The sequence below is a fragment of the Aeromonas sp. ASNIH7 genome, assembly GCF_002903485.1.
Classification (GTDB): domain Bacteria; phylum Pseudomonadota; class Gammaproteobacteria; order Enterobacterales; family Aeromonadaceae; genus Aeromonas; species Aeromonas caviae.
On the sequence record NZ_CP026226.1, the window covers coordinates 1,488,208 to 1,510,304 of the forward strand.

At 53.7% G+C, this 22,097-nt stretch carries 15 protein-coding genes and 3 pseudogenes; 14 read left to right on the forward strand and 4 right to left on the reverse strand.

The genetic code is table 11. The annotated features are described in order from the left end of the window. Window positions 1-46: 46 nt before the first annotated feature. Together C2U47_RS06905 and C2U47_RS06910 are read left to right on the forward strand one after the other, a co-directional pair. Entirely contained in the window at window positions 47-1,660 is a 1,614-nt protein-coding gene (locus C2U47_RS06905) for an IS1634-like element ISAs25 family transposase (RefSeq protein WP_049636888.1), read from the forward strand. A 21-nt stretch (window positions 1,661-1,681) separates the two neighbouring features. Beyond that, window positions 1,682-2,056, forward strand: a pseudogene (locus tag C2U47_RS06910) (transposase); the annotation flags it as partial. A gap of 32 nt (window positions 2,057-2,088) precedes the next feature. On the opposite strand, the gene C2U47_RS06915 reads toward C2U47_RS06910, so the two are convergent. Continuing rightward, window positions 2,089-3,120 carry an IS630-like element ISAhy2 family transposase gene (locus tag C2U47_RS06915; protein WP_001809438.1) on the reverse strand — a complete coding sequence of 344 codons (1,032 nt, stop codon included), beginning with the start codon at window positions 3,118-3,120 and terminating at the stop codon, window positions 2,089-2,091. 774 nt (window positions 3,121-3,894) lie between these two features. Here C2U47_RS06915 and C2U47_RS06920 point away from each other — a divergent pair. The 4 genes and pseudogenes from C2U47_RS06920 to C2U47_RS06940 all read left to right on the forward strand — a co-directional run bounded on the left by C2U47_RS06920 (window position 3,895) and on the right by C2U47_RS06940 (window position 8,479). Beyond that, entirely contained in the window at window positions 3,895-5,883 is a 1,989-nt protein-coding gene (locus C2U47_RS06920) for a type I restriction-modification system subunit M (RefSeq protein WP_069785109.1), read from the forward strand. Further along, window positions 5,880-6,497 (forward strand): annotated as a pseudogene (locus C2U47_RS23615) (restriction endonuclease subunit S); the annotation flags it as partial. The gene C2U47_RS06920 and the pseudogene C2U47_RS23615, both read left to right, overlap by 4 nt. Before the next feature lie 395 nt (window positions 6,498-6,892). Further along, window positions 6,893-7,873, forward strand: coding sequence for an IS5-like element IS5 family transposase (locus C2U47_RS06930; RefSeq protein ID WP_026141915.1), 981 nt, complete (start codon window positions 6,893-6,895; stop codon window positions 7,871-7,873). A 99-nt stretch (window positions 7,874-7,972) separates the two neighbouring features. Next, window positions 7,973-8,479, forward strand: a complete 507-nt coding sequence (locus C2U47_RS06940) for a restriction endonuclease subunit S (protein ID WP_103261536.1) — start codon at window positions 7,973-7,975, stop codon at window positions 8,477-8,479. A 15-nt stretch (window positions 8,480-8,494) separates the two neighbouring features. Here C2U47_RS06940 and C2U47_RS06945 read toward each other — a convergent pair whose 3' ends face one another. Next, window positions 8,495-9,526: an IS630-like element ISAhy2 family transposase gene (locus C2U47_RS06945; RefSeq protein ID WP_001809438.1), complete on the reverse strand. Its 1,032-nt coding sequence runs from the start codon at window positions 9,524-9,526 to the stop codon at window positions 8,495-8,497. Between the two features lie 127 nt (window positions 9,527-9,653). Here C2U47_RS06945 and C2U47_RS06950 point away from each other — a divergent pair, with 127 nt between their 5' ends. The 6 genes from C2U47_RS06950 to C2U47_RS06980 all read left to right on the forward strand — a co-directional run bounded on the left by C2U47_RS06950 (window position 9,654) and on the right by C2U47_RS06980 (window position 16,205). Then, entirely contained in the window at window positions 9,654-10,154 is a 501-nt protein-coding gene (locus tag C2U47_RS06950; RefSeq protein WP_082189285.1) for a DUF1643 domain-containing protein, read from the forward strand. Between the two features lie 34 nt (window positions 10,155-10,188). After that, window positions 10,189-13,362 carry a type I restriction endonuclease subunit R gene (locus C2U47_RS06955; protein ID WP_069785106.1) on the forward strand — a complete coding sequence of 1,058 codons (3,174 nt, stop codon included), beginning with the start codon at window positions 10,189-10,191 and terminating at the stop codon, window positions 13,360-13,362. Beyond that, complete coding sequence (locus tag C2U47_RS06960; protein WP_069785105.1) at window positions 13,359-13,643, forward strand: MGMT family protein; 285 nt, start codon at window positions 13,359-13,361, stop codon at window positions 13,641-13,643. The genes C2U47_RS06955 and C2U47_RS06960 overlap by 4 nt, the downstream gene beginning before the upstream one ends. Continuing rightward, complete coding sequence (locus C2U47_RS06965) at window positions 13,640-13,867, forward strand: hypothetical protein (protein ID WP_158657390.1); 228 nt, start codon at window positions 13,640-13,642, stop codon at window positions 13,865-13,867. The genes C2U47_RS06960 and C2U47_RS06965 overlap by 4 nt, the downstream gene beginning before the upstream one ends. Before the next feature lie 106 nt (window positions 13,868-13,973). Further along, window positions 13,974-14,984, forward strand: a complete 1,011-nt coding sequence (locus C2U47_RS06970; RefSeq protein ID WP_069785112.1) for a type IV toxin-antitoxin system AbiEi family antitoxin — start codon at window positions 13,974-13,976, stop codon at window positions 14,982-14,984. Window positions 14,985-15,173: 189 nt separating this feature from the next. Further along, entirely contained in the window at window positions 15,174-16,205 is a 1,032-nt protein-coding gene (locus C2U47_RS06980) for an IS630-like element ISAhy2 family transposase (RefSeq protein WP_001809438.1), read from the forward strand. Window positions 16,206-16,220: 15 nt separating this feature from the next. Here the strand turns inward: C2U47_RS06980 and C2U47_RS06985 are convergent, their stop codons facing one another. Both C2U47_RS06985 and C2U47_RS06990 read right to left on the reverse strand, forming a co-directional pair. Then, on the reverse strand, window positions 16,221-16,667 hold the full coding sequence (locus C2U47_RS06985) for a hypothetical protein (protein WP_103261538.1): 447 nt from the start codon (window positions 16,665-16,667) through the stop codon (window positions 16,221-16,223). Between the two features lie 418 nt (window positions 16,668-17,085). After that, window positions 17,086-19,302, reverse strand: a complete 2,217-nt coding sequence (locus C2U47_RS06990; protein ID WP_103261539.1) for a toprim domain-containing protein — start codon at window positions 19,300-19,302, stop codon at window positions 17,086-17,088. Window positions 19,303-19,359: 57 nt separating this feature from the next. Here C2U47_RS06990 and C2U47_RS06995 point away from each other — a divergent pair. After that, window positions 19,360-20,283: pseudogene (locus C2U47_RS06995) on the forward strand (IS481-like element ISAs19 family transposase); the annotation flags it as partial. A 129-nt stretch (window positions 20,284-20,412) separates the two neighbouring features. Further along, window positions 20,413-22,095: a Mu transposase C-terminal domain-containing protein gene (locus C2U47_RS07005; protein WP_010791757.1), complete on the forward strand. Its 1,683-nt coding sequence runs from the start codon at window positions 20,413-20,415 to the stop codon at window positions 22,093-22,095. Window positions 22,096-22,097: the final 2 nt, after the last annotated feature.

Genomic DNA, 22,097 nt, shown 5'->3' on the forward strand with positions numbered 1-22,097 from the left:
CGATCGGCCGTTCTGATCTATTACTCTCTTTTGCAGGTAGATCATCATGGCCGCACCCGCTATCTCGATCCGTAACCTCGATCACCTTGGTTTGGTCGCCGCACTCTGCCAGGAACTGGGCATTGCCCGCATGATCGATGCCTTGCTCCCCAAAACCCCGCCTTTCAAGGTCTCACATGGTGAAGCCTTGGTCGCCATGATAGTGAACGGCCTCGGCTTTCACAGCAGCACCCTGCACATGTTCCCGCAATTCTTCGCTAACAAGCCGGTTGAGCGCCTGATTGGCCCCGGGATCTGTGCTGATGACCTCAATGATGATGTGCTCGGTCGCTGTCTCGATGCCCTCTTTGAGGCCGATGTCAGCGCCTTGTATCAGGTGATGGCGGCGCAAGTTGTCGAGCGGCTGGGGCTCAAAAGCACCGCAGTGCACCTCGATATTACCAGCTTCCACGTCGATGGCGCCTATGACTGTGCCGATGGGGATCTGGTCGGTAAGCTGCAACTGGTGCGTGGTTATAGTCGTGATCACCGGCCAGAGCTGAATCAAGTGATCCTTGAGCTCATCTGTGAAAATCAGGCCGGCCTACCTGTCTATATGCAGGCCCTGAGCGGCAATAGTAATGACACCAAAGCCTTTGCCCAGACCGTTCGTCGCCATTTGAGCAGTCTCAAGGCCGCGCAGGAGTGCCGTTATCTGGTCGGCGATGCCGCACTGTACTGCGCCGATACCTTGCAATTACTGGCGCAACAGCAGCAACTATTTGTGACCCGGGTGCCCGTCACTCTCAATGAGGCAAAGCAGGCCGTGGCAACCATAGGTGCACAACCGCTGACCGCTCTGGGCAATGGCTATCATGGCCGTTGGCAACACGCGAATTATGCCGGGGTCGCGCAACGTTGGTTGCTGGTGCGCAGCGAACAAGCCAGCCACCGCGAGCAGCAGACATTGGCCAAAAACCTGCTCAAAGACAGTACCCGCGAGCTCAAAGCCTTCGCCAAATTGTGTGCCCGACGCTTTGCTTGTGAGGCGGATGCCCAAGCTGAGTTGAGCTGTTTTACCGCCAGCTTGATGCTGCTGCAACTGGATGCCGAAGTGGTAGGTGAACCCGTTTATACAGGACGTGGCAGACCCAAGCGTGGCGAAGAGCCAATTGGCCATCAGTTTCAAATCACTGGGTTGGCGGCAACTAGCCTGGCTTGCGTTGAAGAGGCCCACAACCAGACCGGGGTGTTCATCCTGGCGACCAATGACCACAGCGATACGCTGACCATGGCCGAACTTTTGGCCACCTATAAAGCGCAGCAGAATGTCGAACGGGGCTTTCGTTTTCTCAAGAGCCCGGAGTTTTTAACCTCCTCACTGTACCTGAAAAAGCCGGAGCGGATTGAAGCGTTGCTCATGGTGATGACCTGTAGCCTGATGATTTACGCAGCGTTGGAGCACCGGATCCGGCAGGGATTAGTGGAGCAGAATCGCAGTGTGGCGGATATGAAAAAGAAACCGACCCAGCAGCCGACGGCCCGTTGGATCTTTTTGCGCTTTGGTGGCATCCATGAATATCGACTGGGAGAAGCTCCGCCACAAGTAACGGAGCTAACAGGAGACCAGCAGATCATTTTGGAGGTATTGGGTGAGCGCTATCGGCAAATTTATTCCTAAATCAGGTGCGGAATGTCGGATGCAACAAGCGCGTTGGCCATGGCGAGGATACCAACGTCATCAGGTCGCTACCGAACACGGCCAGCGCATCTTGCCGCAGACAAGGCCTATAGCAGCAAAGCCTTTCGAGCCGAGCTACGGCGGAGAAGGATAAAAGCGGTCATTCCGCAACGCAGCGACCAGCAACGGCGCCATAAGGGGCGTCCATTGGTACTGGACAAGGTGCATTACCGCAGGCGCAATGTCGTGGAGCGGTGCTTCGGTTGGTTGAAGAAGTTTCGCCGGTTTTCAACGAGATATGAAAAGCTAGCCAAGAGTTTTGCAGCCTTTATCAAACTGGCTTTCTGCCTTCGCTACTTGCGCGAGTTATGTGTGGACAGAAAACCAGCATTTTGAGAACACAGCCTAAATAACTGATCCCAATAGTGCTACACCTTCGCTGTGCCATAGCCATTCCCCGGGAAAGGAGACACGGTATCCATGAAGTGTTTCACTCGGGCCAGCAGGTTTGCCATCCCTCTGCATTGATGATTGCGCGTGATGGTTTCATGTAACTTGTGCCATAGCCGTTCTATGTGATTAACCCAAGGGCTGTAAACTGGCTGGAACACCAGGCAGAACTTGGGATTCTTCTTCAACCATCGCTCGGTCTGTTTGCTTTTGTGAATGATGTAGTTATCGAGGATCAACGTGATGGTTTTGGCTCGTCGGTAGTGGTGGCGCAGCTTTTCCAGCATGGCAATAAACAGCGATGAGTTTTTCTTGATCCCGCTGACGTAAAGTACCCTTCCGTTGCCTGCGTGGAGAACGCCTGCCAGATAATGCTTGGCATTCTGCCCCGGTGTGACAACCCGCTTTTGCTGCGCTCTGAACATCCAGTCGGCTCCTAATTTGGGATTGAGGTCTATATCGACTTCATCCTCATAAAACACCGGATTATCGGCATCACAGCGGGCCAGCGCGGCGTCGATATTCGCCATTTTTTCCTGATAGGCTGGGTCTTTTATCCGCAAGGTCGGCACGGGCCTGCGCCAGACAATGCCCATACGAGGTAACCATCGGCGGAGCGTGGAGGCTGCCACATTGAGCCCTGTTAACCGATTGATTTTTATAGCCAATAGTTCAGTACACCAACGGCTGCGCTGATAACCAAAATCTTGCGGAGAAAACTGCATGAGCAGCACCAGTAAGGTGACAATCTTGGCGATAGGTAAGACTGGGGCACGGCCAGCCGGTAAGGCTTCTAGCGCATCTATGCCTTCATCTCGATACCACCGAAGCCAACGACCGATGGTCGAGCGCGCAGCGCCGGTAAGGTGATGAACATCGGTGATCGTGCGTCCTTCATGTAACAGCAAGATGGCCATCAAGCGACGAGCATGTCCTTTATCACGGGTGGCATGGATGATTTTGTGAATGCGGCGCCGTTGTGGTCGTGGCAGAGGTGGTAGGATAGGCATCAACTCAGTCCTTTGGGTGTGGCTTGTTTTGTTTAGCGACTAATCAGATCGCACAAACTGGACTGAGTTCCCTTCCTCCGGTGATCTACTATTCGGAACAGCTATTTAGGGGCGTACCAAATGAACCATGGGGTTGGGAGTTGGAGAAAATCCCGGGGTGATCACCCCCTAAGTGATCACTTTTTGTGTTACAGGCGATCATTATTGCCCTGTGTGGGTATCGGGTTGGCATAACCCAATAAGAATGCGGGCTACAGCCCTGCTTACATTCCCAAATGTGGTAAAACGATCGCTTTTGACTGTACGGCTCTAGTGCAAAAACAGGATCGCTTACTCTCGGCAAATATCGTAGTAACTCACAGTAAAATAAGGGTTTTTATTAAAAGCGATCGTTTTGCATAACGATCCTTTTTCTCTACTATCGGCGATCCCTTTTCTGGCTAGCTAGGATCGTTTTTTGTGATCACCAGTCCCCTGATTCACCGCAAGCCCAGTCCTGGCAAGGGATTGCTGGTAGGGGCTAGCGTACACGCCTCTTCGACCACCCCCGAAAAATGAAAAACCCTTTGTCCTGTTACGAGTGATCATTTGCAGATCACCCTTGAGTTTCGCTGTATCGAAAGCGGAGGATTGATGGCGGTGAGGGAGCAAGAGAGGTATTGGTTCACCAAACAGCCTGGCTCACGAAAACAGCATGTCCCCTGTGGTAAACTGCCCGCATTTCCGTTTGGTCCTGAATATGCCTCGGCAGTTCCCCATGTTTTGAGAATCCCAATGACCACCAATATCTCTTCCCTGGCTAGCCTGATCTGGTCGGTTGCCGACCTGCTTCGCGGTGATTTCAAACAGTCCCAGTATGGCCGCATCATTCTGCCTTTTACCGTACTGCGTCGTCTTGAGTGTGTGCTGGCTCCAAACAAGGCCAAAGTGTTGGCTACAGTTGAGAGCAATAAGGCATTGCCTGACACAGTAGCCGAATTGGCTAAAGATAAGCTGTTACTAAGTGCAGCAGGCCACGCCTTCTACAACAGTTCGCCGCTGGAGCTGGCCAAGCTGGGTGAAACCCATGTGGGTGATAACCTGGATGCCTACGTGCGGGCCTTCTCCAAGGATGCTCGTGAGATCTTCGAGCACTTCAACTTCGATGCCAGCATCAACCTGTTGGAAGATGCCGACCTGCTCTACAAGGTAGTTCGCTCCTTTGCCAACGTGGATCTCTCCCCGGAAGCGGTAGACAACTACCACATGGGTCTGGTGTTTGAAGAGCTGATCCGCCGCTTTGCGGAAAGCTCCAACGAGACAGCCGGTGAGCACTTTACCCCTCGCGATATCGTGCGGCTCACCACCTCCCTGGTGTTTGCCGGTGATGATGAGGCTCTCGGCAAGCCGGGCATTGTGCGTTCCATCTATGACCCCACCGCAGGGACCGGTGGCTTTCTCTCTTGCGGCATGGAGTATCTGCACGAGCTGAACCCCGCCGCACGGTTGGCCACCTTCGGTCAGGAGCTCAACCCCGAGTCCTACGCCATCTGCAAGGCCGACATGCTGATCAAGGGGCAGGAGATCAGCAACATCAAGCTGGGCAATACCCTCTCCGATGATCAGTTGCCCTACAAGACCTTCGATTACTGCCTCTCTAACCCGCCATTCGGGGTGGACTGGAAGAAGGTCGAAAAGCAGGTACGGGATGAAGCGAGCAAACTAGGCTTTAACGGCCGTTTTGGCCCAGGCTTACCCCGTGTATCTGACGGCTCCTTGCTGTTTTTGATGCACCTCATCGCCAAGATGCAGCAACCCACGGCCGAGTGTACGGGTTCCAAGATCGGGATTATCCTCAACGGCTCACCGCTCTTTACCGGTGGGGCAGGCAGTGGCGAGAGCGAGATCCGTCGTTATATCCTCGAACACGACCTGCTGGATGCGCTGGTGGCCCTGCCCACCGATATGTTCTACAACACGGGCATTGCCACCTATATCTGGGTGCTATCCAACCACAAACCGGCCGAGCGTAAGGGCAAGGTGCTGCTGATCAACGCCAGCGATATGCACAGCCCGATGCGTAAATCATTGGGCTCCAAGCGCAAGCAGCTGAGCGATGAGGCGTTAAGCGAGATCGTCAGCCTCTACAGCCGCTATGAAGAGAGCCCGATCGCCAAGATTTTTCCCACCACTGCTTTTGGCTATCGTCGTCTGACCATCGAGCGGCCGCTGAAACTGGCATTCTACCCGCAGGATGCCGAGCGCCTCGCCAGCCTCACTGCCGATAAGGGCTGGGCCAAGCTCGATGGCACCTTGCAATCCTCCATCCTGACTGCCTTGGGCCAGTTCGCTGAGGCCAAGTTGCTCTCTCGCGACAAATTCAAAAAGCAGCTGACCAAGCTGCTGGGGGAGGTCAAGCTGCCTGCTCCGGCCTTCAAGCTGTTGGTGAACCATCTGGCTGAGCAGGACGATGCCGCCGAGGTGTGTAAAACCAAAGGTGAGCCGGAAGCCAACCCGGATCTGCGGGATAACGAAAATGTGCCGTTGGGCGAGGACATTCACGAGTATCTGAAGCGGGAGGTGCTGCCCCATGTGCCGGATGCCTGGATCGACACCAGCAAGACCGATCCGCTCGATGGTCAGGTGGGCATCGTGGGCTACGAGATCCCCTTTAACCGCCACTTCTACCAGTACCAGCCGCCCCGCGATCTGGCGGCCATCGACGCCGATCTCGATGCTGTAGCCAAGGAGATTATGCAACTGCTGGGGGCGGTGCATTCATGAGTCAAGCTGAGGCATCCCAGTTGCTAGGACTGGCGGGTAAGTATCGTCCCTATCCGGAATATAAGGGGGCAGGGGTGGAGTGGGTTGGTGATGTACCAGAACATTGGCGAGTTGGCCGCCTTGGATCGTTTGGTTATTTCATCGCTGGTTGTGGTTTTCCTCATGAAGATCAAGGGCGTCAAGATGAGATTTACCCTTTCTATAAAGTGAGTGATACAAACCATGTTGGGAATGAAAAATATTTATCAAAGGCTGATAACTACGTAAGTAAAGATATAGCTAGTAAATTGGGTGCTCGTATATGTTCTGCCGGGGGGATTATGTTTCCCAAGGTCGGGGCTGCGTTGCTTGGAAACAAGAGGCGAATTCTTACTCAACCATCCATCACGGATAATAACACGATGGTATATTTTTCATACGAAGGAGACTCATCGTATTGGTATTATTGGCTAAGCCTGTTAGATTTTGGTCAATTGAGCAACCCTGGCCCAGTCCCATCTATTAACGAATCACAGCTTAAAGATTTTGTTGCTATCTGTCCTACTCAAGGCGAGAGACAACAGATAGCAGCCTTCCTCGACTACGAAACCGCACGGATTGATCGGCTGATTGCCCAGCAACTGCGGTTGATCGAACTGCTGAAAGAGAAGCGGCAGGCAGTGATCTCCCACGCCGTCACCAAGGGCCTCAACCCCAACGCCCCCATGAAAGACTCCGGCATCGAGTGGCTCGGCCAAGTGCCGGAGCATTGGATCCATAACTTTAAGCTTGGTGCTGTAGCCGAGCAAAATAGAGGCAGTTTTGTAAATGGACCATTCGGCAGTGATTTGCTTTCAAATGAATTAACACAAGAAGGTGTTCCAGTAATCTACATTAGAGATGTGAAACCTTCCGGCTACTATCGTAAAAGCACAGATTGTGTTACACCCAAAAAAGCCAAGGGAAGGTGCGAACAAGTCCCTGATATGAGATCATGTTTGTCATCTGGAGCCATGAAAAAGGGTTCATCATGAGTCATCAACTTACCTTCGCCGACAGTGAATTCAGCAGTAAGCGCCGTCAGACCAGAAAAGAGATTTTCTTGTCCCGCATGGAGCAGATTCTGCCATGGCAAAACATGGTGGAAGTCATCGAGCCGTTTTATCCCAAGGCTGGTAATGGCCGGCGACCTTATCCGCTGGAAACCATGCTACGCATTCACTGCATGCAGCATTGGTACAACCTGAGCGATGGCGCGATGGAAGATGCTCTGTACGAAATCGCCTCCATGCGTCTGTTTGCCCGGTTATCCCTGGATAGCGCCTTGCCGGACCGCACCACCATCATGAATTTCCGCCACCTGCTGGAGCAGCATCAACTGGCCCGCCAATTGTTCAAGACCATCAATCGCTGGCTGGCCGAAGCAGGCGTCATGATGACTCAAGGCACCTTGGTCGATGCCACCATCATTGAGGCACCCAGCTCGACCAAGAACAAAGAGCAGCAACGCGATCCGCAGATGCATCAGACCAAGAAAGGCAATCAGTGGCACTTTGGCATGAAGGCCCACATTGGTGTCGATGCCAAGAGTGGCCTGACCCACAGCCTAGTCACCACCGCGGCCAACGAGCATGACCTCAATCAGCTGGGTAATCTGCTGCATGGAGAGGAGCAATTTGTCTCAGCCGATGCCGGCTACCAAGGGGCGCCACAGCGCGAGGAGCTGGCTGAGGTGGATGTGGACTGGCTGATCGCCGAGCGCCCCGGCAAGGTAAGAACCTTGAAACAGCATCCACGAAAGAACAAAACGGCCATCAACATCGAATACATGAAAGCCAGCATCCGGGCCAAGGTGGAGCACCCATTTCGCATCATCAAGCGACAGTTCGGCTTCGTGAAAGCCAGATACAAGGGGTTGCTGAAAAACGATAACCAACTGGCGATGTTATTCACGCTGGCCAACCTGTTTCGGGCGGACCAAATGATACGTCAGTGGGAGAGATCTCACTAAAAACTGGGAATAACGCCTTAAATGGCGAAGAAACGGTCTAAATAGGCTGATTCAAGGCATTTACGGGAGAAAAAATCGGCTCAAACATGAAGAAATGAAATGACTGAGTCAGCCGAGAAGAATTTCCCCGCTTATTCGCACCTTCCCAAGCAGCTGAATGTATGTAAGGTTGAACCTGGTGATGTTTTGGTGGCGAAAGTAGGTTCTCCTCCTGGCGAAGCTTGTATTTACCCCAACTCCGAACCAGAGGCAATAATTACTCAGGACGTTGTCAGAATTCGAGTGAACAAGCAGCTTTGTGATGCTTATTATTTATCTTGCTTGCTCAACTCAACGTATGGAAAGGCAATTGTTGATGATATCAGCGTCGAGTCTACTAGAAAGAGATTTGGGCTCGGTGATTACAAACAATTAAAAATACCTTTGCCACCTTTAGATGAACAGATCCAGCTCGCGAGCTGGATTCGCGACCAATGCGATAAGTTGGACATGCTGAATACTAAGGCTAAATGTACCATTGATTTGATGCAAGAACGCCGCATCGCCCTGATTTCCGCCGCAGTGACCGGCAAGATCGACCTACGGGGCTGGACTCCACCTAAATAACTGATCCCAATAGTGCTACACCTTCGCTGTGCCATAGCCATTCCCCGGGAAAGGAGACACGGTATCCATGAAGTGTTTCACTCGGGCCAGCAGGTTTGCCATCCCTCTGCATTGATGATTGCGCGTGATGGTTTCATGTAACTTGTGCCATAGCCGTTCTATGTGATTAACCCAAGGGCTGTAAACTGGCTGGAACACCAGGCAGAACTTGGGATTCTTCTTCAACCATCGCTCGGTCTGTTTGCTTTTGTGAATGATGTAGTTATCGAGGATCAACGTGATGGTTTTGGCTCGTCGGTAGTGGTGGCGCAGCTTTTCCAGCATGGCAATAAACAGCGATGAGTTTTTCTTGATCCCGCTGACGTAAAGTACCCTTCCGTTGCCTGCGTGGAGAACGCCTGCCAGATAATGCTTGGCATTCTGCCCCGGTGTGACAACCCGCTTTTGCTGCGCTCTGAACATCCAGTCGGCTCCTAATTTGGGATTGAGGTCTATATCGACTTCATCCTCATAAAACACCGGATTATCGGCATCACAGCGGGCCAGCGCGGCGTCGATATTCGCCATTTTTTCCTGATAGGCTGGGTCTTTTATCCGCAAGGTCGGCACGGGCCTGCGCCAGACAATGCCCATACGAGGTAACCATCGGCGGAGCGTGGAGGCTGCCACATTGAGCCCTGTTAACCGATTGATTTTTATAGCCAATAGTTCAGTACACCAACGGCTGCGCTGATAACCAAAATCTTGCGGAGAAAACTGCATGAGCAGCACCAGTAAGGTGACAATCTTGGCGATAGGTAAGACTGGGGCACGGCCAGCCGGTAAGGCTTCTAGCGCATCTATGCCTTCATCTCGATACCACCGAAGCCAACGACCGATGGTTGAGCGCGCAGCGCCGGTAAGGTGATGAACATCGGTGATCGTGCGTCCTTCATGTAACAGCAAGATGGCCATCAAGCGACGAGCATGTCCTTTATCACGGGTGGCATGGATGATTTTGTGAATGCGGCGCCGTTGTGGTCGTGGCAGAGGTGGTAGGATAGGCATCAACTCAGTCCTTTGGGTGTGGCTTGTTTTGTTTAGCGACTAATCAGATCGCACAAACTGGACTGAGTTCCCTTCCTCCGGTGATCTACTATTCGGAACAGCTATTTAGTGACAATGAGGTAACCGCATGACGCTTTCTAGTGCTTTGCAATACCCTCAACTTGCCAGCCATGCTGTGCTTTCTGAGTGTCGTTGTTACCGCTACGCCTTAAGTCGGGTATGGGATAGCAGCAAACCTTATGCCCTGTTTATTGGACTGAACCCATCCACTGCAGATGAGACAGAGGATGATCCTACTATTCGCCGTTGCATAGGTTTTTCAAAAAGCTGGGGCTATGGTGGCTTGGTGATGGCCAACCTCTTCGCCTATCGGGCTACCGACCCTGATGATATGAAAGTAGCCGTAGAGCCGATTGGTATTGCCAATAATGATTGGCTTACCGAGCTCGCTAATAAAGCAGGGGGGGTAGTGGCTGCATGGGGGAATCATGGGGCTTTTAAGCAACGTTCATCCCACGTCCGAGGCTTTTTAACTGAACTGCATTATCTGAAACTGAATCAATCGGGGGAACCTGCTCACCCTCTTTATCTCAAGAGTACCCTCACCCCAATTAAGTGGACTAAATAGGGTATGTTATCGATTAAACGGAAGTGAAATAACAATGGATAACAAAGTACGGGAAAAGGCATTTCAAGACCATATCATCACGCAGCTGGCCGCTTCGGGCTGGCTGGTGGGTGAGTCGTCTCACTACGATAAAGAGCGAGCTCTCTACCGGGAAGACTTGGTCGCCTTTGTGCAAGAGAGCCAGCCTGAGGGGTGGCAGAAATACTGCAAGACCTATGGCGAGCAGCCGGAACGCCACCTACTGGATGGTGCGGTGCGCCAGCTGAAACGCAGTGAAGGGGGAACCCTGTGGCTGCTGCGTAACCAGATTGAAGATCGCGGTCATCGACTCAAGGTTGCCAGCTTCAAGCCTGATCATGACTTGAATCCCGAGCTGCTGGCTCGCTATCAAGCCAACCGGCTGCGGGTGGTGCCCGAGTTAGTCTATAGCCCCCACGGCTATGATGGCCGTATCGATCTGACCCTCTTTTTGAACGGCATCCCGGTAGCGACATTGGAGCTCAAATCTTGCTTCAAGCAGTCGCTGGAGAATGCCAAGAAGCAGTATCGGGAAGATCGCTTGCCCAAGACCAATGGGCGTGATGAACCACTACTGAGTTTTCGCCGCGGGGCGCTGGTGCACTTTGCAGTGAATCAGTTCGAGGTGGCGATGACCACCAAGCTGGCGGGCGACTCGACTTTCTTCCTGCCATTCAATCAGGGCACCCGTGAGGGTGGGGCGGGTAATGATCAGCCCTTGCCAGTGAATGGTGAGGAGGGCATTGCTACCGGTTATCTGTGGCAAGAGATCCTGCAACCGGATAACTTCCTGCGGATACTGAGTCGCTATCTGCACCTTGAGGTGAAGGTAGAAGAGGATGAGCTGGGGCGGCAGAAGAAGAAAGAGACGATGATCTTCCCTCGCTATCACCAGTGGAAAGTGGTTCAGAATTTGTTGGCCACGGTGGGGCTAGAGGGGGCTGGTCAGAAGTACCTGATCCAGCACTCGGCAGGGTCTGGCAAATCCAACTCGATTGCTTGGCTGACCCATCAGCTGGCCTCGCTCTACCTGGATAAAGGGGAGAAGCTGTTCAATTCGGTGATCGTGATTACCGATAGAACGGTGCTCGACAGCCAGTTGCAAGAGACTATCGCCCAGTTTGACCATGCTGATGGGGTGGTGAGTCGCATCAACCGGGAAGAGGGAGATGGCTCCAAGTCGGCACAACTGACCGAGGCACTGGCCAGTGGCACGCCCATCATCATCGTCACCATTCAAACCTTCCCTCACGTACTCAAGGCCATTCAGGAGTCGACCACGCTGAAAGGCTCTCGCTTTGCGGTAGTTGCCGATGAGGCGCACTCAAGCCAGACCGGCAGTACGGCTCGCCAGTTGCGTGAAGTCTTGATGGCCGAGCAGCTGGATGGGGAAGAGGAACTCAGTGGCGAAGATGTGATGAACATGACGCTGGCCGCTCGCGGTGGCAGCCAGAACATCAGCTACTTCGCCTTTACGGCAACCCCGAAGGGTAAAACGCTGGAGCTGTTTGGCCGCCCAGCAAACCCGGCGATGCCGCTTGGCCCGGATAACAAGCCCAAGCCATTTCATGTTTACTCCATGCGTCAGGCCATCGAGGAGGGTTTTATCCTCGATGTACTGAAGAACTACACCAACTATTCGCTTGCTTACAAACTCGCCATGAAGGCAGAAGAGGCGGATAAGGAAGTGGATGCCAAGAAGGCTCGCATCCGGCTATCCAAGTGGGTGCGGCTACACCCGCACAATATCGGCCAGAAAGTGGCGATCATCGTTGAGCATTTCCGCACCAACGTGGCCAATCTCCTGGGAGGGCAGGCCAAGGCGATGGTTGTGACGTCGAGTCGGCTGGAGGCGGTTCGCTACAAGCTGGCGTTCGACAAGTATGTAACAGAGCAAGGCTATGGTGCTATTCGCGCCATGGTGGCGTTCTCTGGCGACATCGAAGAGGAAGGGCAGAGCTTTAACGAGCGGAACATGAACCCCGAGCTTAATGGGCGGGACATGCGTAAGGCATTCGATACTCAGGACTATCAGGTGATGCTGGTGGCCAACAAGTTTCAGACTGGTTTCGATCAGCCCAAGCTGTGTGCCATGTATGTGGACAAGAAGCTGACAGGAGTGGATTGCATCCAGACCCTTTCTCGCCTCAACCGCACCTATCCTGGCAAGGAGAGCACCTTTGTGCTCGATTTCGTGAATGATCCGCAGGATGTGCTGGAGGAGTTCCATAAATATTTTGAGACAGCCACTCTCGATACCGTCTCCGATCCTAATCTGGTCTATGACCTGTTCCACAAGCTGAAAGCGACGGGCATCTTTACCTGGAGCGAGGTGGAGGCGTTTAGTGATGCCTATTTCGATCCCAAGCGTGGGGCCGAAGCCTTGCCCGGTTATATCAAACCGGCTGTCGAGCGGTTCACCAAACGTTACAAGCTGGCGAGTGAAGCTGTGTGGGAGTGTCGCCAGATGCTCAAACGCATCGAGCGGGAGGGGGGATCTGCGACTGACAAGGTAAATGCCGAACGGCGGGTCAAAGAAGCGACCGAAGCCCGGGGCGAGCTGGATCTCTTCAAGAAAGATCTCAATAGCTATGTGCGGTTCTATGAGTTTGTCTCCCAGATCACCGCCTTTGATGACGAATCATTGGAGCGGCTCTGCGTGTTCGCCCGCCACCTGCTGCCGATGTTGCGTCAGGAGGTACTGGAGGAGGATGAGATTGACCTCTCCCAAGTGTTGCTGAGCCATTACAACCTCAAGGCCAAGCGAGCTCAGGATCTCAAGCTCAAAGCTGATGCAAGCGGCAATGGCTTGCAGGGCATCTCGGCGCTCGGCAGTGCCAAAGCAAAAGAGGAGAAGAAAGACTTCCTCTCTCACATCCTGGAGCAGTTGAATGATCTGTTTGGTACAGAGGTGACTGATGGAGACAAGCTGGATTGGCTACAGGGGATGGCCAGCAAGATTGCGGAAAACCAGCCCTTGATGGATCAGGTGCGAAATAACCCCCGCGACGCCATCATGCTGGGTGACTATCCCAAGGCGGTTGATGCGGCCGTGATCGAGCGGATGGATATCCAGAATGGCATGTCGCTGGACTACCTCTCTCGACCCGAGGCGGCCAATATCATCCAGGGTTTGATCCTGGACCTGCTGTTCAAGGGATTCGGTAAGCCATTGCAAAGGAAGCTATGAGCAGTGTGAACTGGAATGATCTGTTGGCCCACCTCAAGGTGGTGGTGCCAGCAGGCAGCGTGACCAGCTATAAGGTTCTCTCGCGGCATTTTTATGGCCATGACCATGGTACTCAAGCTATTGCTTCCATGCTGAAGGCTGCCGTGGCAGCAGATGTTCGTCATGCGATTTGGACCAACCGAGTGGTAGGGGCTGATGGGAGCGTCGTTGATGTAAACGGACAGGCGGAGCAGCTGCAGGAAGAAGGTTGGCTGTTGCCACTCAAAGAGGTGAGAGAGTGATGGGACAAGATGGCTTTCGCGTACCAAGCCGAATCCATGATATTGGCTCGTTGGTGGTTCAGACCAAGCAATGGAGCTCAAAACCCTCGGTTGAAGATCTCTGGATGGCCTATCTTCTCGTTTGCGTTCCTGCAGAGCGAACGAATGATGAAATTCATGCCCTACAGTCATGGTTCTATCAAGAGGTTGAGGAGCAGGGGTATGAGCTCCTGCTAAGCTTGTAAGAGAAGGGACCGTTTGAGGTCTTTTGGGTGGCTACATCAAAGATCCTTGCGTTACTGTTTGTTCATGAATAGCATGATGTTCATGAATCATGAACAAGAAAGAATCATGAACAACGAGATTGAGCTGATTGAAGTAGCCCTAGGCAATCTACCATCACATATCTACTGCCAATTACTTGATGATGCGAAATTGCATACTCGCACCGACAGGCCTTTTACTGATGCCTCTCTGCAGTTGCAGGTAGGGGGTGAACACTATGAATTCGATATTGAAGTAAAGCTTGTTCGCCGCAAGGAAACGCTTCGTCAACTCATTCCCTACGCAAGCCCGAATCGATTACTTATTTGCAACCATTTGACACCATTCCTTGCTGACTTTTGTGTAGAGCATAAACTGAATTTCATTGATGAGGCGGGTAATGCTCGGGTGAACTGTATGGGCTTAAACCTATGGATTGATGGTAAATCTCCCCAGCAACAGCTCTTTAACTCTCACAAAATGAATACGGCAAACAAGCCAAGTATCGGCGTAGTGAAGCTGCTCTTTCCCATTCTTGCTCATCCCCATCTACTTCAATACTCTTTTCGAGAGATAGCTGAGTTAGCTGGTGTTTCATTGGGAATGGTTAGCAAAGGTCTTGATTACCTTGAATCTGAAAAATTGATCAGCATGGGAAGCAAGAGACGTATTCTCGATGAAGCGGCCCTTTACCGCTTGTGGATCGAATACTATCGTACCACTTTGAGGCCAAAACTAGGTGGCATCAGACTTGATCTAACCTCATCCTGGCAACAGATTGCACTAGAAAGTTCAGATTATTGGGGGGGCGAGGTCGCCGCAGATGAACTCACCCATTACTTAGAACCATTTGAGCTACAACTCTTCACATTTAGTCCTATACAACGAAAAATAGCAGCGTTGAAAGTTAGGCCCCATCCTAACGGCAGGCTCTGGTTGGTCCCAGCATTTTGGGGCAAAACTTTGGATATCAACACTAAAGCAAAGGCGCTGCTGGCTACTGCAGAACTACATGCCAGCAACGACTCTCGTAACATAGAGGTTGCTCAAAAAATATATGAAAAATATCTCCCTTACCATAAAGAATCCTATAGATGAAAACTATAAAACGGTTTTCGTATTGATTGATGAAATAGCCAGATCGCAACAAATCTATTATTTTATTGCAGGTGCCATGGCTAAATAGCTGTTCCGAATAGTAGATCACCGGAGGAAGGGAACTCAGTCCAGTTTGTGCGATCTGATTAGTCGCTAAACAAAACAAGCCACACCCAAAGGACTGAGTTGATGCCTATCCTACCACCTCTGCCACGACCACAACGGCGCCGCATTCACAAAATCATCCATGCCACCCGTGATAAAGGACATGCTCGTCGCTTGATGGCCATCTTGCTGTTACATGAAGGACGCACGATCACCGATGTTCATCACCTTACCGGCGCTGCGCGCTCGACCATCGGTCGTTGGCTTCGGTGGTATCGAGATGAAGGCATAGATGCGCTAGAAGCCTTACCGGCTGGCCGTGCCCCAGTCTTACCTATCGCCAAGATTGTCACCTTACTGGTGCTGCTCATGCAGTTTTCTCCGCAAGATTTTGGTTATCAGCGCAGCCGTTGGTGTACTGAACTATTGGCTATAAAAATCAATCGGTTAACAGGGCTCAATGTGGCAGCCTCCACGCTCCGCCGATGGTTACCTCGTATGGGCATTGTCTGGCGCAGGCCCGTGCCGACCTTGCGGATAAAAGACCCAGCCTATCAGGAAAAAATGGCGAATATCGACGCCGCGCTGGCCCGCTGTGATGCCGATAATCCGGTGTTTTATGAGGATGAAGTCGATATAGACCTCAATCCCAAATTAGGAGCCGACTGGATGTTCAGAGCGCAGCAAAAGCGGGTTGTCACACCGGGGCAGAATGCCAAGCATTATCTGGCAGGCGTTCTCCACGCAGGCAACGGAAGGGTACTTTACGTCAGCGGGATCAAGAAAAACTCATCGCTGTTTATTGCCATGCTGGAAAAGCTGCGCCACCACTACCGACGAGCCAAAACCATCACGTTGATCCTCGATAACTACATCATTCACAAAAGCAAACAGACCGAGCGATGGTTGAAGAAGAATCCCAAGTTCTGCCTGGTGTTCCAGCCAGTTTACAGCCCTTGGGTTAATCACATAGAACGGCTATGGCACAAGTTACATGAAACCATCACGCGCAATCATCAATGCAGAGGGATGGCAAACCTGCTGGCCCGAGTGAAACACTTCATGGATACCGTGTCTCCTTTCCCGGGGAATGGCTATGGCACAGCGAAGGTGTAGCACTATTGGGATCAGTTATTTAGGGTATGAGGCAAAACGCCAACCCAACTGCTTCAACACCGTGTTCAAGCGACGGAACACCATCCTGTGATTTGAATGACTCAGGTTGTAGAAATCAGTCAGCTCCTCACAGGTCACGCCGGGGTCTGTTGCGACGATCAGAATATAGGCATGGTGCGGATGCCACTCCATTGCAACGACAAGAGCAGCCAAGTGATTGATCGGCCCCAGCTTGGCTATGGCATGGTCTCGTTCTGCTCGTTCCATCAATCGACGGTTAGACTGCCCGACATTCCGAGCCCAGGCATTACGATACCGAAAAATGTCTTCGACTCCCGGTGCTGGCTTGCACAATCGTTCTAGCTGCTTGCGTTGGCGTTCTGCTCGTTTTTGCTCCTTTAGCCGCTGCTTTTCCTCTTTTGCTATCTCTTTGGCATACCTCTTCAGAATTTCGTCGATCATTCGCTTCTGCTTCACGTTGGGCTTGGTGGATCATCATTGGCTTGGCCCGCTAATCCCCTGAAATGTTTTACCGCTTTTGGTGCCTACCCAGCCTACCCCCGTTGCAGGCCTTACCAAGACTGGCTTGAGACGTGTAGGGTTCAACATTCAGACCCTACCCATACCCTACCCCAGCACCGTTTGGTTAATCAGAGCAGCCTAGATTTGCAACCAAGCCAAATCAGCCATGACGGTAGGGATAAAGATGACCAGTAGGGTTTGGGTAGGGTTAGAGAATACTCACCCTACCTCTTTATATCCCTTGCCTGGCAAGGCTTTCAGCTGTGCTAGGTAGGGAGGGTAGGGTTTGTAGATGAAAGTCCTAGGTATCATCAGGTACAGCGGCCAAGCTCATCATTCCGTCATCACTATGCCGTCATTACTGATCGGCGTAGACCGCTTGGGGTAAGAACATCTCCGCTACCTCGGTCAACATAATGTTGGTTTGCGATTTGCCCTTGATCACCCGACTGCAGTATTGGCGGCCATACTCTTTGGCTGCTGCCTTAAGCGCACGGCTAAAACCTTGAACTGATAGCGGGCGCCCCAGACCGTGGTACTCCATGAAGGCAAGGTAGGCATGATAGAGATAGCGTCGGGGTTCCCGCTTGATCTCCGGATTCCCCCCCATCATCAATCCCTTGGGTTCATCCAGAAAGAGCACCATCCCGCAAAGGTCGATCACGGGGTCGGTGGCTCGTTTGATGATCAAGGCATCATCGGAGTTACGCTGTTCCAGCAATAAGTGACGGGCATGCTCAGGTTCGGCGAACTGGGCTAACAGATAGCGGATCACCACCGGCAACTCGGCGGCAATCTTGTCTCCAAGCAACGGGTCTTTATCCGCTTCGGCCACAACCCGGTCAAAGGTAAAGATCACCCTACGTCGGGATATTCCCCCATTGCGTTCAGTAATGACCATAGGCTCGTTATTGGTGGCCAGCACAACAGCCTGAATGACAGTGGCAAATTGTTTCTCATACTTCCCATCGATCTCGACCAAATCGCCCCCGGTAATGGCCTTGATGCCACTGCCATCACCGATGTATTTGGGCTGGTCAGGCAGCACAATCAGCCGTTTATCGACAAACTGGTAGCGACTTTTAGCGTGGTCCAGTGAGGCCATGTTGCCGGAGCCAGTGTTCCGTTTTCCACCAGCTAACAGGATTGCCACATTGGCAAAGATGCTCTTACCGCTGCCCCCCTCACCGGTAACCTCAAGGAATAGCTGCCAGTCATAACGGTTTGCCAGCACCATATATAAGGCGGCATTGATGCGAGCCATCTTGGCGGCGTTGTTATCGACTGCGTGAGATAACCACCTAGTGAAGTTGGGGGCATCCCGCTCGAGACATTCATCAACGAGTGGCGGAGCATAGTTGATGCCGTTGTGCGTGAGCAGCCCATTGCTGGGCGAATGTGGCCGAAACTGGCGAGTTGCCATGTCATAAACCCCATTAGCAAAGCCGATCAGCTCTTTGGTAGGCTGACCCATGGTTGGGATCATCAGCTTCATAGTGGAAACTGTGGTGGCAATACCTTTGTCACTGAACGGAACTCCATGCTCGATAAAGATGGCAGCCATTTCGCGGCGCAGTTCTGTATCTGTCCATGGTGTCCATAGGCCACCGTCATAGCGATAGACACGCTCGGACTCAAGGCTGATAGCAACTTGCCCCAATCGTTCGACCAGTAGTGCAGCCCGCTGACTAGCACTCATTTTGTCTATCATGGTGGCTGGTGGCTCATGCTCCCGTTGGAGCTGGTTCACCACGATCTTCCTGGATTCATCTCCCTTCTGGCTGGCGTTTTGGCTTTGGCTAGTCGCCAGTCTGGTGCTGGCGCTCATGATGGCCTCTTGTGTGTTGCTCAGCCCATGAGCTTGGTGGTAATCGTTCCAATCCCCGGCCTCTGGTGGAAATATTGCACGCCCGCCCACTGCTTGTGCTGCTTGCTCAGTCTGGTGCTTGGTAGAGTCATTACGCTGGCCTGTTGCGTTATCCAAATCGTGATCACCACAGATGATGATTTCGGCGTCTGGGTTCTGACTTCTAGCAATCTCAGCCACGTTCATCAGATTGTTGGCAGTCATCGCGCAATAGACTGTTGCCCCTGTCGCCTGCTGGACTGATAGACCGGTGGCGTAGCCTTCCACCACTGCCACCAGCGCCCCACCATCAATGCGATGATATACACCAGCCTTGCGGCCACCACCCAAGGTGTGTTTCAAACCATCTTCGTTGCGAATTAGCTCCACGTTCACCAGATTCCCTGCACCATCGAGCAAGGGAACAATCACGCTACCGACAGGGAACACCTCACCGTTTATCGTTTCTTTGGTACCGCTGATCGCGCTCTGGCGTTCCGCAAAACCTTTCCTTGATAGGTAGGCGCTACCACAGCCACGCGAATGAGCATTCATGATGCGGCAGGCGCGTGCAGCAGCTTTCCTGTGGCCATCTTCCCGCTTTCGGGTTTCCTCTTTGACCTTGACCTGTTGTTGGTGGATGCGCCCCCGTTCGACAGGATCTAGCCCACCGGCCGCTGTATGGAGATGGTATTCACCTGACAGGTGCCCACAAAAGGGAGTGGTCATACGGCTTCAAACCGGATAACAAAACGGTACCCCTACCGTGTTATCCGGAGTCACCGTATGACCACCAACGAGAAAGTAGCACGTCGTAAACTCAGCCTGCTAGAGCTCGCCAAAGAGCTCAATAACGTCAGCAAAGCCTGCAAGCTCATCGGCTACAGCCGCCAGCAGTTCTACGAGATTCGCCGTAACTACCAGACCTATGGGGCTGAGGGCTTGCTCGACAAACTCCCCGGCTGCAAAGGGGCGCATCCCAACCGGGTCGCTCCCGAGATTGAGCAGGCCATCCTCGATTACTCCCTCACCAGACCAACCCATGGCCCGCTGCGGGTCGCGCAAGAACTGGCTCTGCAAGGCATCAACGTCAGTGCGGGCGGTGTGCGTGGCGTGTGGCAACGTCACGACTTGCTCTCCAAGCATGACCGCTTGTTGCGCCTCGAGAAAACCCACAGGGAACAGACGATTGAGCTCAATGACGAGCAGATCCGCCTGCTCGAGCGCTTCAGCCCCGAGTTTCGCGAACGCCAAATTGAGGTTCACTACACCGGGGAACTGGTGGCGGTCGACACCTTCTTCGTCGGCGCACTCAAGGGGGTGGGCAAGGTGTATCTGCAAACCGTACTGGACTGCTACAGCCGCCATGCCTGGGGACGGCTCTACACCAGCAAGCTGCCGGTGACCTCGGTCCATGTGCTCAACGAAACGGTCCTGCCGTTCTTCGAGGCTCACGAGGCGCGGGTCTATACCATCCTGTCGGACAACGGGCGCGAGTTCTGCGGGCGCCCTGACCATCACCCCTACGAGCTGTTCCTGCAACTGGAGGGGATTGAGCACCGGACCACCAAGGTACGCAGGCCGCAGAGCAACGGCTTTATCGAGCGGCTACATCGTACCCTGCTGGATGAACACTTCCGTATCAAGGGGAGGACAACCTGGTATGAGTCGGTAGAGCAGATGCAGACAGACCTGGTGTCATTTTCAGAAGACGACTGCACCAATTGACGGGGCGTAACGCCAGATGTGCAGGCGACTCCTGACAACGCAATATCAGAAGTCATCTGCACCAATCTCGACTATGCTCAATACTCGTGTGCACCAAAGCGAGGTGTGAGCATGGCGTCAGACACATCATTGATTGCCGAGCAAGGCGTGGCCACCCTGCCCGATGCGGCTTGGGCGCAGGCCCGGCAACGGGCGGAAATCATCGGGCCGCTGGCAGCGCTTGATGTGGTCGGGCATGAAGCCGCCGATGCCGCTGCTCACGCGCTTGGCCTGTCCAGGCGGCAGGTGTATGTCCTAATCCGCCGTGCCCGGCAAGGTGCTGGGCTTGTGACGGACCTGGCTCGCAGCCGATCCGGCGGCGGAAAAGGCAAGGGACGCTTGCCGGAATCAGTTGAGCGCATCATCCGCGAGTTGCTGCAAAAGCGCTTCCTGACCAAGCAGAAGCGTAGCCTGGCAGCGTTCCACCGCGAGGTCGCGCAGGCTTGCAAAGCGCAAAAGCTGCGGGCGCCGGCGCGCAACACCGTGGCTCTGCGGATCGCCGGCCTCGATCCGCTCAAGGCCACTCGCCGCCGGGAAGGTCAGGATGCGTCCCGCAGCCTGCAAGGTGTCGGTGGTGAGCCTCCCGCCGTGACCGCGCCACTGGAACAAGTGCAGATTGATCACACGGTCATCGACCTGATCGTGGTGGACGAGCGCGACCGGCAACCGATTGGCCGTCCGTATCTGACCATCGCCATCGACGTGTTTACCCGCTGCGTGCTCGGCATGGTCGTCACGCTGGAAGCGCCGTCATCTGTTTCGGTCGGCCTGTGCCTTGTGCATGTCGCCTGCGACAAGCGTCCCTGGCTGGAGGGTCTGAACATAGAAATGGAGTGGCCGATGAGCGGCAAGCCCAGGCTGCTCTACCTGGACAACGCGGCCGAGTTCAAGAGCGAAGCGCTACGCCGAGGCTGCGAGCAGCATGGCATCCGGCTTGACTATCGCCCGCTCGGGCAGCCGCACTACGGCGGCATCGTGGAACGGATCATCGGCACGGCGATGCAGATGATCCACGACGAATTGCCAGGGACGACCTTCTCCAACCCTGACCAGCGCGGCGACTACGATTCCGAAAACAAGGCCGCCCTGACGCTGCGTGAGCTGGAGCGCTGGCTCACATTGGCGGTCGGCACCTACCACGGCTCCGTGCACAACGGCCTGCTCCAGCCGCCGGCAGCGCGCTGGGCCGAAGCTATCGCGCGGACCGGCGTGCCAACCGTCATCACTCGCACCACGGCTTTTCTGGTCGATTTTCTGCCCATCATCCGCCGCACGCTGACCCGCACCGGCTTCGTCATCGACCACATCCATTACTACGCCGATGCGCTCAAGCCGTGGATAGCTCGGCGCGACCGCTTGCCTGCGTTCCTGATCCGGCGCGACCCGCGCGACATCAGCCGCATTTGGGTGCTGGAGCCGGAGGGGCAGCACTATCTGGAAATTCCATACCGCACCTTGTCGCACCCGGCTGTCACCCTCTGGGAACAACGACAGGCGCTGGCGAAATTGCGGCAGCAAGGGCGCGAACAGGTGGATGAGTCGGCGCTGTTTCGCATGATCGGCCAGATGCGCGAAATCGTGTCCACCGCGCAGAAAGCTACGCGCAAGGCGCGGCGCGACGCGGATCGACGCCAGCATCTCAAGGCAACGGCAGTTCTTTTCAAAACCACGCCACCACCGGACGCGGACATGGCTGACCCGCAGGCAGACAACCAGCCACCTGCCAAACCGTTCGACCAGATTGAGGAGTGGTAGCC